This window comes from Streptomyces sp. SKN60 (genome assembly GCF_026236535.1).
In the GTDB taxonomy this organism is placed as follows: Bacteria; Actinomycetota; Actinomycetes; order Streptomycetales; family Streptomycetaceae; genus Streptomyces.
In genome coordinates, this window is the sequence record NZ_JAHTMW010000001.1 from 253,780 (window position 1) to 269,741 (window position 15,962).

Genomic DNA, 15,962 nt, shown 5'->3' on the forward strand with positions numbered 1-15,962 from the left:
CGAAACGGTGGCATCCGCGTCAGCCCTGTCGGCTCGCCCACCACTCCTTGAGCGCGCCGACGGCGGCGTCCTGCTCCATCGGGCCGTTCTCCAGCCGCAGCTCAAGCAGGAATTTGTAGGCCTGGCCGACGGCGGGTCCGGGGCGGATGCCCAGGATCTCCTGGATCTGGTTGCCGTCCAGGTCCGGACGGATCGAGTCCAGCTCCTCCTGTTCCTGGAGCTGCGCGATGCGCTCCTCCAGGCCGTCGTACGTACGGGAGAGCGCGGCAGCCTTGCGCTTGTTCCGGGTGGTGCAGTCGGAGCGGGTCAGCTTGTGCAGCCGGGAGAGCAGCGGGCCCGCGTCCCGGACGTAACGGCGGACGGCGGAGTCGGTCCACTCGCCCGAGCCGTAGCCGTGGAAGCGCAGATGCAGCTCCACCAGACGAGAGACGTCCTTGATCATCTCGTTGGAGTACTTCAGCGCCGTCATGCGCTTCTTGGTCATCTTCGCGCCGACCACCTCGTGGTGGTGGAAGGAGACCCGGCCGTCCTTCTCGAAGCGACGGGTACGCGGCTTGCCGATGTCGTGAAGCAGAGCGGCCAGGCGCAGCACCAGGTCGGGGCCGTCCTCCTCCAGGTCGATGGCCTGCTCCAGCACGGTCAGCGAGTGCTCGTAGACGTCCTTGTGCCGGTGATGCTCATCGCTCTCCAGGCGCAGCGCCGGCAGCTCGGGGATCACATGGGCGGCCAGGCCCGTGTCCACGAGGAGACCGAGGCCCTTGCGGGGGTGGGCGGAGAGCAGGAGCTTGTTGAACTCCTCACGGACGCGCTCGGCGGAGACGATCTCCAGCCGCTCGGCCATCTCCGTCATCGCCGTGACGACCTCGGGGGCCACCTCGAAGTCCAGCTGTGCGGCGAAGCGGGCCGCCCGCATCATGCGCAGCGGGTCGTCGGAGAAGGACTCCTCGGGGGTGCCCGGGGTGCGCAGCACCTGCTCGGCGAGGTCCTCCAGGCCGCCGTGCGGGTCGATGAACTCCTTCTCGGGGAGTGCCACGGCCATGGCGTTGACGGTGAAGTCGCGCCGGACCAGGTCCTCCTCGATGGAGTCGCCGTAGGAGACCTCGGGCTTGCGCGAAGTGCGGTCGTACGCCTCGGAGCGGTAGGTGGTGATCTCCACCAGGTAGCCGTCCTTCTGGCAGCCGACGGTGCCGAAGGCGATTCCGACCTCCCAGACGGCGTCGGCCCAGGGGCGCACGATCTTCAGTACGGCCTCGGGGCGGGCGTCGGTGGTGAAGTCCAGGTCGTTGCCGAGACGGCCGAGGAGGGCGTCGCGCACCGAGCCGCCGACCAGCGCGAGGCTGAACCCGGCATCCTTGAAGCGGCGGGCGAGGTCGTCGGCGACAGGGGACACACGCAGTAGTTCACTGACCGCGCGGCGTTGCACCTGGCTCAGGGCAGTCGGGGTGTCTTCGTTGGCGTTCGGCACAACAGAAAAGGGTACGTGCACCGGCCCACCGCGACGTCCCCGTTTTCTCCCGCCGTCCGGCCCGCTGTCCGGTCCATTCCCGGTCCACTCTCGGTCCGCTGCCGGCCCGCTCCGGCCCATCGGCTGGAGCAGTCCCCGGCACTTGGCCCCCGCGTGCATCGTTACCATGCCTGGACACAGCAACCGGGAACCACCAGCGACACCACTGACACCACAGACAACGACGAGGACGGGCGACGCGTGGCCGAGGCGGCAGCTATCCAGGGGACCGTTCCCTCACCTGCCCGCCGCTGGCTGCGGCGCACGGCCTCACTCGCCGTCGCCGCCCCGCTACTGGCCGGATTCCTCCCGGGCACTCCCGCCCCCGAAGCCGCGGCGGCGGCCGAGACGACGGCCGCCGAGAGCACGAAGGGCGGCGGAACCGTCGATGTGTCCCTCGACACGCTGACCCCGAGCGCCCCGGTGGAGGGCGACACGGTCACCATCACGGGCACGGTCACCAACCAGGGCAAGCAGGCCGTGACGGACGCCACGGTCGATCTGCGCGTCGGCCCCCGGCTGAGCAGCCGCAGCGAGATCGACGAGGTCTCCGGCCGCCGGGCCTACCGGGACGGCCGCGACCCGGCTCCGCTGGGCGGCCCCTACACGGTGAAGATCCCCCGGCTGGGCGCCGGCCTGAGCAAGGACTTCACGCTCTCCGTGCCGGTCTCCAAGCTCGAACTGGACGAGGCCGGGGTCTATCAGCTCGGGGTCTCCCTGACCGGCCAGACGGCGAGCCAGTCCTACGGTCGGGTCCTCGGCATCGAGCGGACGCTGCTGCCCTTCCAGCCCGAGGCCGCCGAGAAGAAGACCCAGCTCAGCTATCTCTGGCCGCTGATCTCCACCGCCCATGTCTCCGCGGAGACGGGCGCCGACCAGCAGCAGACCCCGGTCTTCGAGAACGACGACCTGGCGGCCGAGTTGGCCCCCGGCGGCCGGCTCCACGAGATGGTCTCGCTCGGCAAGGACCTCCCGGTCACCTGGGTGATCGACCCGGACCTGCTGGCCAGCGTCACGGCCATGACCGAGCCGTACATGATCAAGAACGGCACGACGGAGGTCCCGGGCCGCAACCAGGCGATCGCCGAGCGCTGGCTGAACGACCTGGAGAAGGCCGTCCAGGGCCGCAAGGTCGTCGCGCTGCCCTTCGCCGACCCTGACCTGGCCTCCCTGGCCCACCACGGCAAGGACGTTCCCGGCTCGCTCAGCCACCTCCAGCAGGCGACGGCACTGGCCGCCACCACCGTGGAGACCGTCCTGCACGTGAAGCCGTCCACCGACTTCGCCTGGCCCGTCGACGGCGCCGTGGACCCGTCGATCATGGCGGTCGCCACCTCCGCCGGCGCGCGGAACGTGATCGCCCGCAGCGACAGCTTCCGCGACGACCTCTCGTACACGCCGACCTCGGCCCGCCCCATCGGCGGCGGCACCACCGCGATCGTCAGCGACGCGGGCCTGTCGACCGCCTTCCAGGGCGAGATGATCAAGGCCGAGAACTCGACCCTGGCCGTGCAGGAGTTCCTCGCCCAGTCGCTCGCGATCACCCTGGAGCTGCCCGAGGACCAGCGCAGCGTCGTGGTCGCGCCGCAGCGCATGCCCAGCACCTCGCAGGCCCAGGCCATGGCGAAGGGCCTGCAGAGCCTCGCCGCCAAGCGCTGGACGGAGCCGGTCGACCTGCAGGCCGCCGCCACGCAGTCCGACCCCGACGCCTCGAAGCGGGTCCCCGGCAGCTCGGCCTACCCGAAGAAGCTGCGGGCCCAGGAGCTGGACGCCGACGCGTTCCGCCAGATGAAGCTGACCCGCGACCGGCTGGACGACTTCCAGGTCATCCTGACCTTCCCCGACCGCGTGGTGCCGCCCTTCACCAACGCGATCAGCCGCGAGATGTCGACCTCGTGGCGCGGAGAGGCGCCCTCGGCGGCCCTCTACCGCAGGGAGGTCCAGGACTACCTGGGCAACCTCACACAGGAAGTGCGGCTGTTCGAGAAGTCCGACCTCACGCTGTCCGGCCGCAGCGCCACCATCCCGGTGACCGTGCAGAACCGGCTGCTCCAGGGCGTGGACCACCTGGTCCTCAAGCTGAAGTCCAGCAACAAGACGCGTCTGAAGCTGGACGGCGACACCGGCGAGGCGGCCCGCCCGGTGAAGATCGACGGCGGGCACAGCCAGTCGGTGAAGTTCGACGCCTCGGCCAACGCCAACGGTCCGGTCACCATGACGGCCCAGCTCTACACCGAGGACGGCACTCCCTACGGCGATCCGATGACCTTCACCGTGAAGGTCTCCGAGATCACCCCCACGGTGATGCTCGTCATCGCCGGCGGTGTGCTGCTGCTCGTCCTCGCCGGCGTCCGGATGTACAGCGCGCGCAAGCGCGCCGCCGCCCGCAGCGCCGAGGCGGAGGCCGCCGCGGAGACCGAGGCCGACGCGGCGGGCGACGCCGGGGACGACGAGCCCGGGGCCGCCGCCCCGTCGGAGGACGCGGATCCCGAGCAGCCGAGTGACCCGACACCGGACACCGGGTCCGAAAGCGGCGACCCGTCGGGCCCGGGTGAGAAAGTGGACCGTTGAGCGATGTCGTGGCCGGTCGGCCGGAGACGATGAGGTGGGGTAACCATGAACGCGCCGTACGACGGTGACCGCGGTCAGGGCGCGGGTGGCACCACGCCGTCCGGTGGCACGCCCGCGGCACCCGGCCCTGCGCCGGTGCCACCGCCGCAGCAGGCCGCCCCTGACCCGTACGCACCGGATCAGCAGCAGCCCTACGCCCAGGACCCGTACGTCCAGGACGCCTACACCCACGACCCCTACCAGGCGCGGGACCTGGCTGCCCAGGACCCGGTGACCGAGGCGCTCTACGACCGCGCCGCGCACCCGCCGCCCCCGCCGGGCACCTACGCGGAGCCGCAGCCGCTCTACCAGCAGCCCGCCGCGCCCCAGCACGCCCCGGACCCCCGGGTGTGGGCCCAGACGCCCGCGCCCGAGCCGGACGGCCCCTCACGCCATCTGCCGTACGGCGACGACGCCCGCACGGTCCAGTTCACCGGCGTCGACGACCTGGTGACCCACGCGGGGGAGGAGCAGCCGGAGCCCGACGCGTTCGCCCACCTCTATCGGGACCAGCAGGCCTCCGGCCAGGTGCCGCCGCCCGCTCCGGAGCCGAACCCCATGCCCGCGCCCGCCCCGAAGAAGGCCGGCCGCGCCTCCGGGCTGCTCAAGTCGAGCGCCGTGATGGCCGCCGGCACCCTCGTCTCCCGGCTCACCGGCTTCGTCCGCAGCCTGGTCATCACCGGCGCCCTCGGCGCCGCCCTCCTCGGTGACACCTTCACCGTCGCCTACACCCTCCCGACGATGATCTACATCCTCACCGTCGGCGGCGGCCTCAACTCGGTCTTCGTGCCGCAGCTGGTCCGCTCCATGAAGAACGACGAGGACGGCGGCGAGGCCTACGCCAACCGGCTCCTCACCCTCGTCATGGTCGCGCTCGGCGCGATCGTGGCGATCGCCGTGTTCGCCGCACCGGTGCTGATCCGGCTGATGTCCAACACCATCGCGGACGACGCGGCGGCCAACAGCGTCGCCGTCACCTTCGCCCGCTACTGCCTGCCCACCATCTTCTTCATGGGTGTGCACGTGGTGATGGGTCAGATCCTCAACGCCCGCGGCAAGTTCGGCGCGATGATGTGGACCCCGGTCCTCAACAACATCGTGATGATCGTGACGTTCGGCCTGTTCATCTGGGTGTACGGCACCTCCGCCGAGTCCCACATGGGCGTCCAGACGATCCCCGACGAGGGCATCCGGCTGCTCGGCATCGGCACCCTGCTCGGCCTGGCCGTCCAGGCCCTGGCGATGATCCCGTATCTGCGCGAGACCGGTTTCCGCTTCCGCCCCCGCTTCGACTGGAAGGGCCACGGCCTCGGCAAGACGGTCAAGCTGGCCAAGTGGACCGTGCTGTTCGTCCTCGCCAACCAGGCCGGTGTCCTGGTCGTCACCCAGCTCGCCACCGCCGCCGGAGAGGAGTCCGGCAAGAACGGCGCCGGCTTCCTCGCCTACTCCAACGCCCAGCTGATCTGGGGCATGCCGCAGGCCATCATCACCGTCTCGGTCATGGCCGCGCTGCTGCCGCGCATCTCCCGCGCCGCCTCCGACGACGACCCGGGTGCCGTCCGTGACGACATCTCACAGGGCCTGCGCAACTCGGCCGTCGCGATCGTCCCGGTCTCCTTCGCGTTCCTCGCGCTCGGCGTCCCGATGTGCACCCTGCTCTATGCCTCCAGCGGCGTCGAGGCCGCCCAGGGCATGGGCTTCATCCTGATGGCCTTCGGCCTCGGCCTGATCCCCTACTCGGTGCAGTACGTCGTGCTCCGTGGCTTCTACGCCTACGAAGACACCCGGACGCCCTTCTACAACACCGTCATCGTGGCCGCCGTCAACGCGGCCGCCTCGGCCGTCTGTTACGTCCTGCTGCCCGCCCAGTGGGCCGTCGTCGGCATGGCCGCCTCCTACGGACTGGCCTACGCGGTCGGCGTCGGCGTCGCCTGGCGCCGGCTGCGCAACCGGCTCGGCGGCGACCTGGACGGCTCGCACGTGCTGCGCACCTACGCACGGCTGTGCCTGGCCTCGCTGCCCGCCGCGGTCGTCGCAGGCGCGGTCGGCTTCGGCCTGTTGAAGCTGCTCGGCGAGGGCGCGCTCGGCTCGCTCGTCGCGCTCCTCGTGGGCGGTGCGGTGCTGCTCGGAGTGTTCTTCGTGGCCGCCAAGCGCATGCGGATCGCGGAGCTCAACTCCATGGTGGGTATGGTCCGCGGACGTCTGGGACGCTGACCGCAAGCGGGCGCCGTGGGGTTCGCACAACCATCGGCTGCCGACGCGTGTCGTGCATAGCGCCGGACTGTGGGCACAATTGGCATGGCTGTTGGATGTGGCGCAACGGATGGGGAGGCAGGAACGACGGTGGCGGAACGTAGCACGGCTGCCGTCGACGTGGCCGACAACAGCGGTGACGACCCGCTGACCGCCAAGGCGGACAAGGCCGCGACCGACGGGGTGGCGGAAGCGCAGAAGAAGGCGGTCACGACCGCCGAGGCCACGGAGAGCAAGGCGGGCGAACGAAAGAACGGCGAACAGCCTTCCATCACGGCACCGGAGCTGCACAGCGGCCACAAGCTGGCGAGGCGGTACCGGCTGGAGGAATGCGTCACCCGTCTGGACGGATTCAGCAGCTGGCGTGCCGTCGACGAGAAACTGCGCCGTGCCGTCGGCGTGCACATCCTGCCCGCCGACCACTCCCGGGCCCGCTCCGTGCTCGCCGCCGCGCGCTCCGCCGCGCTCCTCGGCGACCCGCGCTTCGTGCAGGTCCTCGACGCGGTCGAGGAGAACGACCTCGTCTACGTCGTGCACGAGTGGCTGCCCGACTCCACCGAGCTGACCGCGCTGCTCGCGGCCGGCCCCATGGAGCCGCACGACGCCTACCAGCTCGTAAGCCAGGTCTCCCAGGCGATGGCCGCCGCCCACCGCGAGGGCCTCTCCCACCTCCGGCTCACCCCGAGCGCCGTACTGCGCAGTTCGACCGGCCAGTACCGCATCCGCGGTCTCGCCGTGAACGCCGCGCTGCGCGGCATCAGCGCCGAACGCCCCCAGCGCACGGACACCGAGGCGATCGGCGCCCTGCTGTACGCGGCGCTCACCCAGCGCTGGCCGTACGAGAACGACGCCTACGGCCTCTCCGGGCTTCCCAAGGGCGTCGGGCTGCTCGCCCCGGACCAGGTCCGGGCCGGCGTCCACCGCGGCCTCTCCGAGATCGCCATGCGCGCCCTCGCGAACGACGGGGCCACCGCCTCGCGCCAGGAGCCGCCCTGCACCACCCCGGACGAGCTCGCCAAGGCCGTCGCGGCGATGCCCCGCATCCGCCCGCCGGAGCCGGAGTTCCCGCTCCCGGCCCCGCCGGAGTACCAGCGCACCACGTACCAGCAGGGCACCTACGGGCGCCCCCAGCAGCGTCCCGTGGCCACCCAGCCCGTCGTGATCCCGCCGCCCCCGCTGCAGAGCCGCACGGGCCGGGCCCTCAAGTGGGCCGTCTCGGCCCTCCTGATCGCCGCCCTGGGCCTCGGCAGCTGGCAGATCGCGGACCGGCTCCTGGACCAGGACAAGGGCACCGAGACCCCGCAGAACACCCAGCCGCAGCAGGAGCCGGACAACAAGGAGCCGACGGCGGACGGGAAGCCGGTCACGATCGTCGACGCACGGGACTTCGACCCGCAGAGCGACGACGGCCGGGAGAACCCCGAGGACATAAAGAACACCTACGACGGTGACCCGAGCACCGCGTGGACGACCATGCGGTACGAACGGAACTCGAAGTTCGGCAACCTGAAGGACGGGGTCGGCATCATCCTCGACCTCGGCAAGGTCCAGCAGGTCGCCAAGGTCGAGGTGGCGTTCCACGGCGTCACGTCGGTCGAGGTCCGGACGACTCCCGAGAACTTCTCCTCGCAGCCCGATCGGATCGACGACTTCACCAAGCAGGCCGCGCAGTCGGGCACGCAGGTGAATCTCACTCCGGCCAAGCCCGTGAAGACGCGCTATGTGCTCGTCTGGCTGACCGACCTGCCGAGCGTCCCGGGCGGATTCCGGGGCGAGATCTCGGACATCAAGATCACCAGCTGACACGACACCGGGGGGAGGGGCTCACCGTTGGACGACGCCATACGCGACGAGCGCAGCGACCAGGACCTGCTGGCCTGCCACGTGGCCGGCGATCCCGAGGCCTTCGGTGAGCTCGTCCGCCGGCACCGGGACCGCCTGTGGGCGGTGGCTCTGCGGACGCTCGGCGACCGCGAGGAGGCCGCTGACGCCGTCCAGGACGCCCTGGTGTCGGCCTTCCGGGCCGCCCACACCTTCCGGGGCCAGTCAGCCGTCACGACCTGGCTGCACCGGATCACCGTGAACGCCTGTCTCGACCGGGCCCGCAAGGCGGCCTCACGGCGCACCTCCCCCGTGGACGACACGGACCGGTTCGAGCAGCTCCTCGAACCCGTCGAGTCCGCCGAGGCACCCGCGGAGCGCCAGGACCTCCACCGCCAGCTCCTGGCCGCGCTCGCCACCCTGCCCGGGGAACAGCGGGCCGCGCTCGTCCTCGTCGACATGCAGGGATACCCGGTCGCCGAGGCCGCTCGTATCCTCGATGTCCCCACCGGGACCGTGAAGAGCCGCTGTGCACGCGGACGGGCCAAACTCCTGCCGATGCTCACTCATCTGCGCGGGGACACGGTGGGTAACGAGGGCTCGGACCGGGGAAGGAACCGGACGCCGGGGGCATCCGTCCCACCGGTGCCGGGACCGACGGACACCGGACCGAGCAATCAAGCGGCTGTGAAGGGCGGAGGTGGACGCGCGTGACTTCCGCGGCCGACACGACTCAGCACCCGGACGTCTCGGAGATCTCCGACCTCACCGAGGGGCTGCTCCCGCCCACCCGAAGCGCCGCCGTACGGCAGCACCTCGGCGGCTGTCCCCTCTGTGCGGACGTACGGGACTCTCTGGAGGAGATCCGGGGGCTGCTGGGCACCCTCCCCGGGCCGCCCCGGATGCCAGCCGAGATCGCCGGGCGGATCGACGCCGCCCTCGCCGCCGAGGCGCTCCTGAGCGCGACCGCGCCGGACACCGAGGCGCGTGTTTCACGTGAAACATCGCCCGCCCGCACCTCGCCCTCCGCTGCCGCCGGCGGCCGGCCGGCCGGGCACCCCTCTGCCACTCGTGGCCCCGGGCGCCCCCGCACGGCCCGGCGCCGCCGGGTCGCGGTCCTCGGGACCGTGTTCGGCGTCGCCGCCTTGGGCCTGGGTGTGTTCTTCGTCCAGTCGACCCCTGACAGCACCGCGGACCGGTCGGTCAGCGCGGCGAGCGCCTCGCGGTTCGACGGGCAGCCGGTGGCGACCACCGTACGAACGCTGCTCGCCCCGAACGGCACCTTCAAGGCTCCCCAGGATCAGAACGCCGCCCCCAAGTCGATGTCGGCCGAGAGCGGCGGCGACGCACAACACCGGGCACTGCCCTCGGCCCTGCCCGCGTGCGTCAAGGCCGGCACCGGCCGCACGGAGCCCGTCCTCGCCTTCCGGCAGGGCGACTACCAGGGGACGCCCGCCTATCTCGTGGTGCTGCCGGACAGCGCCGACAGCACCCGGGTCCAGGCCTATGTGGTCGACGCCGGCTGCGCCTCCGGCGGCGGAAACGCCCCGGGCGAGGTCCTGCTGAAGGAATCCGTCCCGCGCTCCTGAAACTCTGCGCCGTGCCGGGCTGCGTTCACGGGAATGCTTGCCCCGTAGGATCGGTTGGGTGGGGTGAGAGTGACCGATCCGACCGCCCCCGTAGGCAGTAGCAGTCTGCAGAGACGAGGAAGAAACCCGTGAGCGACGTCCGTAACGTGATCATCATCGGCTCCGGGCCCGCGGGTTACACCGCTGCGCTCTACACGGCTCGCGCGTCGCTGCAGCCGCTCGTGTTCGAGGGAGCCGTCACCGCCGGTGGCGCCCTGATGAACACGACCGAGGTCGAGAACTTCCCCGGCTACCGTGACGGCATCATGGGCCCGGACCTCATGGACAACATGAGGGCCCAGGCCGAGCGCTTCGGCGCCGAGCTCGTGCCGGACGACGTCGTCGCCGTGGACCTCACCGGCGAGATCAAGACCGTCACGGACACCGCCGGCAACGTGTACCGCGCCAAGGCCGTCATCGTCACCACCGGCTCCCAGCACCGCAAGCTCGGCCTGCCGAACGAGGACACCCTGTCCGGTCGTGGTGTCTCCTGGTGCGCCACCTGCGACGGCTTCTTCTTCCGGGACCAGGACATCGCCGTGGTCGGCGGCGGCGACACCGCGATGGAGGAGGCCACCTTCCTCTCGCGCTTCGCCAAGTCGGTCACCATCGTCCACCGCCGGGACAGCCTGCGAGCCTCCAAGGCGATGCAGGAGCGCGCCTTCGCCGACCCGAAGATCAAGTTCGCCTGGGACAGCGAGGTCGCCGAGATCCACGGTGACCAGAAGCTCAGCGGTCTGACCCTGCGCAACACCAAGACGGGCGAGACCAGCGAGCTCCCGGTGACGGGCCTCTTCATCGCCGTGGGCCACGACCCGCGCACCGAGCTCTTCAAGGGCCAGCTGGATCTGGACGCGGAGGGCTACCTGAAGGTCGACGCGCCGTCCACGCGCACCAACCTCTCGGGCGTCTTCGGTGCCGGCGACGTCGTCGACCACACCTACCGTCAGGCCATCACCGCCGCCGGTACCGGCTGCTCCGCCGCCCTCGACGCCGAGCGCTTCCTCGCCGCCCTCGCCGACAGCGAGAAGCTCGCCGAGACCCCCGCGGTCTGACCCCTACGCTCCCCTCAGCCCACACCCCGAAGAATTAAGGAGGGCGCCGTGGCCGGCACCCTGAAGAACGTGACCGACGCTTCCTTCGAGCAGGACGTCCTCAAGAGCGACAAGCCCGTCCTCGTGGACTTCTGGGCGGCCTGGTGCGGCCCCTGCCGCCAGATCGCCCCGTCCCTCGAGGCCATCGCCGCCGAGCACGACGAGATCGAGGTCGTGAAGCTCAACATCGACGAGAACCCGGGCATCGCCGCCAAGTACGGCGTCATGTCGATCCCGACGCTGAACGTCTACCAGAACGGCGAGGTCGTGAAGACGATCGTCGGCGCCAAGCCGAAGGCCGCGATCCTGCGCGACCTCGATGACTACATCGAGGCCAAGAAGGCCTGACGTCTGCCGCTCGGCACACGCTGTTTCACGTGAAACGGCGAAGGCCCGCCCCCCTTGCGAGGGGGGCGGGCCTTCGTCATCGGGCGGTGCGGGTGCTCAGAGCGGGCGCAGCGCGGGCTCCTTCTGGACGGCGCCGAGCAGACGGTCGAGCGCCATCTCGACGTCCTCCTTCCAGGAGAGCGTCGTCCTCAGCTCCAGGCGCAGCCGGGGAAAGCTCGGATGGGGCCGTACGGTCTTGAAGCCCACGGAGAGCAGATGGTCGGCGGGGAGCACACAGGCCGGCTCTTTCCAGCGGGCGTCTCCGAAGGCCTCGATCGCTTTGAAGCCCCGCCGCAGCAGATCCTTCGCGACCGTCTGCACCATCACCCGCCCGAGACCCTGCCCCTGATACCCCGGCATGATCCACGCGGTCATCAACTGCACGGCGTCCGCGGCGACCGGGCTCGTGGGGAAGGCGGTGGAGCGGGGCACATAGGCCGGCGGCGCGTAGAGGACATAGCCGACGGGGATGTCGTCGACGTAGACCACCCGTCCGCAGGAGCCCCATTCGAGGAGCACGGCGGAGATCCAGGCCTCCTTCTCCAGCTCCGGGCGGCCGGCCTTCACGGCGGCCTCGCCACTCACCGGATCGAGCTCCCAGAAGACACAGGAACGGCATCGCTTGGGGAGATCCGGAAGGTTGTCCAGCGTGAGCGGTACGAGCCGACGCCCCACGGCTGTTCCTCGCTTCCTTCGGCCATCGCTGTACGAATATGCCTCTCAGAATCGTAACGAGGGGCCGATCGGGGCGATACCGCGGACAGGCAAAGGGCGGAGCGCGTTCCGGTGCATGCCGGTCGCGCCCCGCCCCGGGGACGAAAGCGAGGGAACTCAGCCCTCGCGGAACTCAGCCCTCGACGTCCTGCCCGTCCTCGTCGTCCTGGGCGGACGCGCCCTGGTCCATGACCCGGCCCTCGCCCGGAGCCAGCGTCGAGAGGATCCGCTCCAGATCCTCCATCGAGGCGAACTCGACGACGATCTTGCCCTTCTTCTGGCCCAGGTCGACCTTCACCCGGGTCTCGAAGCGGTCGGACAGACGGGTCGCCAGATCGCGCAGCGCCGGGGAGACTCGGGCGCCGGCCCGCGGGCCCTTGGGCTTGACCGGAGACGAGGGCTCCGAGCCCATCAGGGTGACGATCTCCTCGACGGCCCGCACCGACAGGCCTTCGGCGACGATCCGATAGGCCAGCTTGTCCTGCACCTCCGCGTCGTCCACGGAGAGCAGGGCACGGGCGTGACCGGCCGACAGGACTCCGGCGGCCACCCGGCGCTGCACCGGCGGGGACAGCCGCAGCAGACGCAGCGTGTTGGAGACCTGGGGACGCGAGCGTCCGATGCGGTCGGCCAGCTGGTCGTGGGTGCAGTTGAAGTCCTTGAGGAGCTGGTCGTAGGCGGCGGCCTCCTCCAGCGGGTTCAACTGGGCCCGGTGCAGGTTCTCCAGGAGGGCGTCCAGAAGCAGCTTCTCGTCCTCGGTGGCCCGCACGATCGCCGGGATCCGCTCCAGGCCGGCCTCACGGCAGGCCCGCCAGCGGCGCTCGCCCATGATGAGCTCGTAGCGCTCGGGGCCCAGCTGCCGGACGACGACGGGCTGCAGCAGACCGACCTCCTTGATGGAGGTGATCAGCTCGGCCAGGGCGTCCTCGTCGAAGACCTCACGCGGCTGGCGCGGGTTCGGCGTGATCGAGTCGAGCGGCAGCTCGGCGAAGTGCGCCCCGGCAGGGGACTCCGGCAGCGGCTCCGGCTCGGCGGCCGGCACCACGGAGTCCGGGGACTGCGGGCTCGCCGGCAGGGTCGCCAGCTTGGCGGCGGCCACTCCGCGGTCGGAGCCGAGCGCCGGGATGGCGCCGGGAGAGGCCGCGGCCGGGATGGCACCCACGCCGACGGCCGGGGCCGGCCGCTCCTGGGGAGCAGCGGGGATCAGCGCGCCGAGACCGCGTCCCAACCCCCTACGTCGCTCGCTCACTGGATCCCCTCCGACATTCGCTGGTTGTTCTGGTGACCCGGGTGAGGCTGTCCCCCGTGGGCCTGGGTGGCGTCGTAGTGCAGATCGACCCCGCGCAGGGCGATCTCACGGGCCGCTTCGAGATACGACAGGGCGCCGCTGGAGCCCGGGTCGTAGGTGAGCACGGTCTGCCCGTAGCTCGGCGCCTCCGAGATGCGCACGGAGCGCGGGATGCTGGTGCGCAGAACCTCTTCGCCGAAGTGGGTGCGCACCTCGTCGGCGACCTGCGAGGCGAGCCGGGTCCGGCCGTCGTACATGGTGAGCAGGATCGTCGAGACGTGCAGGGTCGGGTTGAGGTGACCCCGTACCAGGTCGACGTTCCGCAGCAGCTGACCCAGGCCTTCCAGCGCGTAGTACTCGCACTGGATCGGGATCAGCACCTCGACCCCTGCCACCAGGGCGTTGACCGTGAGCAGACCGAGGGAGGGCGGGCAGTCGATCAGGATGTAGTCGAGCGGCTGCTCGTAGGCTTGGATCGCTCGCTGCAGCCGGCTCTCCCGCGCCACCAGCGACACCAGCTCGATCTCGGCACCTGCCAGATCGATGGTGGCGGGGGCACAGAAGAGACCCTCGACATCGCGGACGGGCTGGACGACCTCGGCGAGCGGCTTGCTCTCCACCAGCACGTCGTAGATCGAGGGGACCTCGGCGTGGTGGTCGATGCCCAGTGCCGTGGAGGCGTTGCCCTGCGGGTCGAGGTCGACGACCAGGACGCGGGCGCCGTGCAGGGCCAGCGAGGCGGCCAGATTGACGGTCGTGGTCGTCTTGCCCACGCCGCCCTTCTGGTTGGCGACCACCATCACGCGGGTCTGGGCAGGCCGGGGAAGCCCCTCGCCCGCACGACCCAGGGCCTCTACGGCCAGCTGGGCAGCACGACCAATGGGGGTGTCGTCCATCGGGGGCGGTGTTTCACGTGAAACATCCATCCCCACCGATTCGGTTCGGGGACCGGGGACCGGATCGGTCATCGGTCCCGCGATGTTGGCGTCGGACCGCAAGGATTCACTCTCCTCGGCTTCAGGCTCGCGATGAACAGAGCCTGCCATGCTTTCGGGGTCGTGAACCAGCGAGGCCCGTGGTTCTGTGGATGAATCCACCTCTGTGGACAACCCTCTAACCCTCACGGGTGGTTTCGCCGGAGGCTTGCGGTCCCGGGGCGTGGCAGCCGCGCGGCCGCGGCTGATGATCCCCTGCAGCAGTGAGCGACGTTTCACGTGAAACACGATGCACGCGCCGCAGGGCCGGAACCGCCCGACACTCCGAAATCTGTACGTATCGCAGCTTGTACGGATCAGTGGGTGGCGACGAACCCGCTCAGCGGCGCCGACGGGGGCGGCTGGTGCGAGCGGCCTTGGCGCGCTTCGCTGCGAAGCGCACACCGCCGGGGCTCTCGCCCACCTCGACCCGGACGACCGTGGTCATCGGGTCGACGACGCCCTCACCCACCTGCAGCACGGAGGCCTCCACGACACCCAGCTTCGCGAGCGCGGCGCGGGCACCGTCGATCTCCTCCTCCGCCGTGTCGCCCTTGAGCGCGAGCATCTCGCCGTAGGGGCGCAGCAGCGGCACGCCCCAGCCGGCCAGCCGGTCGAGCGGCGCCACGGCGCGGGCGGTCACCACATGCACGGGCGGCAGCTTGCCTAGCATCTCCTCGGCACGGCCGCGGACCACGGTCACATGGTCGAGACCGAGCAGCTCGACGACTTCCTGGAGGAAGGTGGTGCGCCGGAGCAGCGGCTCCAGGAGCGTGATCTTCAGATCGCGGCGCACCAGGGCCAGCGGGATACCGGGCAGGCCGGCGCCCGAGCCGACATCGCACACCGTGACGCCCTCGGGGACGACCTCGGAGAGCACGGCACAGTTCAGGAGATGGCGCTCCCACAGCCGGGGCACCTCACGGGGACCGATGAGGCCCCGCTTGACCCCGGCGTCCGCCAGGAGCTCCGCGTACCGGACCGCCTCCGGGAAGTACTCGCCGAAGACCGTCCGGGCCTGCTCCGGCGCCTGGGGAAGCTCCGCTGCCTCCGTCACGGGGAACCGTCCTTCCGTACCGCACGCATACCGCGCGAGCGCACTGTGTGGCTGACTATCAGGCTGACAAAGTTCGGCCCCGCCTGCGAACAGACGGGGCCGATCCTACGAGGGGGTTCAGGCAGGAAGCACGACGACGAAGCGCTGCGGCTCCTCGCCCTCGGACTCGCTGCGCAGTCCGGCGGCGGCGACCGCGTCGTGCACGACCTTGCGCTCGAACGGGGTCATCGGGTCCAGCTTCACCGGCTCGCCGGAGGCCTTGACCTCCTCCGCCGCCTTGGCGCCCAGCTCGGCGAGCTCGGTCCGCTTCTTGGCGCGGAAGCCCGCGATGTCGAGCATCAGACGGCTGCGGTCACCGGTCTCGCGGTGGACGGCGAGCCGGGTGAGCTCCTGAAGGGCCTCCAGCACCTCTCCGTCGCGGCCGACCAGCTTCTGCAGGTCACGGCTGCCGGAATCGCTGATGATCGAGACCGAGGCCCGGTCCGCCTCGACGTCCATGTCGATGTCACCGTCGAGATCGGCGATGTCGAGCAGGCCCTCGAGGTAGTCGGCCGCGATCTCACCCTCCTGCTCCAGGCGGGTCAGGGTGTCGCCACCCTCGGCGGCGGAGGTGGTGCCTTCCGTCACGGATG

The 15,962-nt window shown here is 70.7% G+C and carries 13 protein-coding genes; 7 read left to right on the top strand and 6 right to left on the bottom strand.

All coding sequences use genetic code 11. The features are described from left to right. Positions 1 to 19 precede the first annotated feature (19 nt). Positions 20 to 1,465, bottom strand: coding sequence for a CCA tRNA nucleotidyltransferase (locus KV205_RS01215; protein ID WP_265861393.1), 1,446 nt, complete (start codon positions 1,463 to 1,465; stop codon positions 20 to 22). A gap of 240 nt (positions 1,466 to 1,705) precedes the next feature. Here KV205_RS01215 and KV205_RS01220 point away from each other — a divergent pair, with 240 nt between their 5' ends. The 7 genes from KV205_RS01220 (at position 1,706) to trxA (ending at position 11,258) form a co-directional block, all read left to right on the top strand. Next, entirely contained in the window at positions 1,706 to 4,075 is a 2,370-nt protein-coding gene (locus KV205_RS01220; RefSeq protein ID WP_265861395.1) for a DUF6049 family protein, read from the top strand. A gap of 45 nt (positions 4,076 to 4,120) precedes the next feature. After that, the gene (murJ, locus tag KV205_RS01225; RefSeq protein WP_265861396.1) at positions 4,121 to 6,328 is read left to right on the top strand and encodes a murein biosynthesis integral membrane protein MurJ; all 2,208 of its coding nucleotides are present in this window, start codon (positions 4,121 to 4,123) and stop codon (positions 6,326 to 6,328) included. Between the two features lie 129 nt (positions 6,329 to 6,457). Further along, positions 6,458 to 8,170 (top strand): protein kinase family protein, encoded by a 1,713-nt coding sequence (locus KV205_RS01230; protein WP_265861397.1) that lies wholly within the window; start codon positions 6,458 to 6,460, stop codon positions 8,168 to 8,170. A 27-nt stretch (positions 8,171 to 8,197) separates the two neighbouring features. After that, positions 8,198 to 8,902: an RNA polymerase sigma factor SigM gene (gene sigM / locus KV205_RS01235; protein WP_265861398.1), complete on the top strand. Its 705-nt coding sequence runs from the start codon at positions 8,198 to 8,200 to the stop codon at positions 8,900 to 8,902. Beyond that, a complete protein-coding gene (locus KV205_RS01240; RefSeq protein WP_265861399.1) occupies positions 8,899 to 9,777 on the top strand; it encodes a hypothetical protein in 879 nt (292 codons plus the stop codon). The genes sigM and KV205_RS01240 overlap by 4 nt, the downstream gene beginning before the upstream one ends. Before the next feature lie 128 nt (positions 9,778 to 9,905). Then, positions 9,906 to 10,871, top strand: a complete 966-nt coding sequence (gene trxB, locus KV205_RS01245) for a thioredoxin-disulfide reductase (protein ID WP_265861401.1) — start codon at positions 9,906 to 9,908, stop codon at positions 10,869 to 10,871. 48 nt (positions 10,872 to 10,919) lie between these two features. Then, positions 10,920 to 11,258: a thioredoxin gene (gene trxA, locus KV205_RS01250; protein ID WP_265861402.1), complete on the top strand. Its 339-nt coding sequence runs from the start codon at positions 10,920 to 10,922 to the stop codon at positions 11,256 to 11,258. A gap of 96 nt (positions 11,259 to 11,354) precedes the next feature. On the opposite strand, the gene KV205_RS01255 is transcribed toward trxA, so the two are convergent. The 5 genes from KV205_RS01255 to KV205_RS01275 form a co-directional block, all read right to left on the bottom strand. After that, a complete protein-coding gene (locus tag KV205_RS01255) occupies positions 11,355 to 11,972 on the bottom strand; it encodes a GNAT family N-acetyltransferase (RefSeq protein ID WP_265861403.1) in 618 nt (205 codons plus the stop codon). 172 nt (positions 11,973 to 12,144) lie between these two features. Beyond that, the gene (locus KV205_RS01260) at positions 12,145 to 13,260 is read right to left on the bottom strand and encodes a ParB/RepB/Spo0J family partition protein (protein WP_265861405.1); all 1,116 of its coding nucleotides are present in this window, start codon (positions 13,258 to 13,260) and stop codon (positions 12,145 to 12,147) included. Beyond that, entirely contained in the window at positions 13,257 to 14,345 is a 1,089-nt protein-coding gene (locus KV205_RS01265; RefSeq protein WP_265861407.1) for a ParA family protein, read from the bottom strand. Before KV205_RS01265 ends, KV205_RS01260 begins: the two co-directional genes overlap by 4 nt. Before the next feature lie 268 nt (positions 14,346 to 14,613). Then, positions 14,614 to 15,330: a 16S rRNA (guanine(527)-N(7))-methyltransferase RsmG gene (rsmG, locus tag KV205_RS01270; RefSeq protein ID WP_265861409.1), complete on the bottom strand. Its 717-nt coding sequence runs from the start codon at positions 15,328 to 15,330 to the stop codon at positions 14,614 to 14,616. Positions 15,331 to 15,447: 117 nt separating this feature from the next. After that, positions 15,448 to 15,957: a R3H domain-containing nucleic acid-binding protein gene (locus tag KV205_RS01275; RefSeq protein WP_265861410.1), complete on the bottom strand. Its 510-nt coding sequence runs from the start codon at positions 15,955 to 15,957 to the stop codon at positions 15,448 to 15,450. Positions 15,958 to 15,962: the final 5 nt, after the last annotated feature.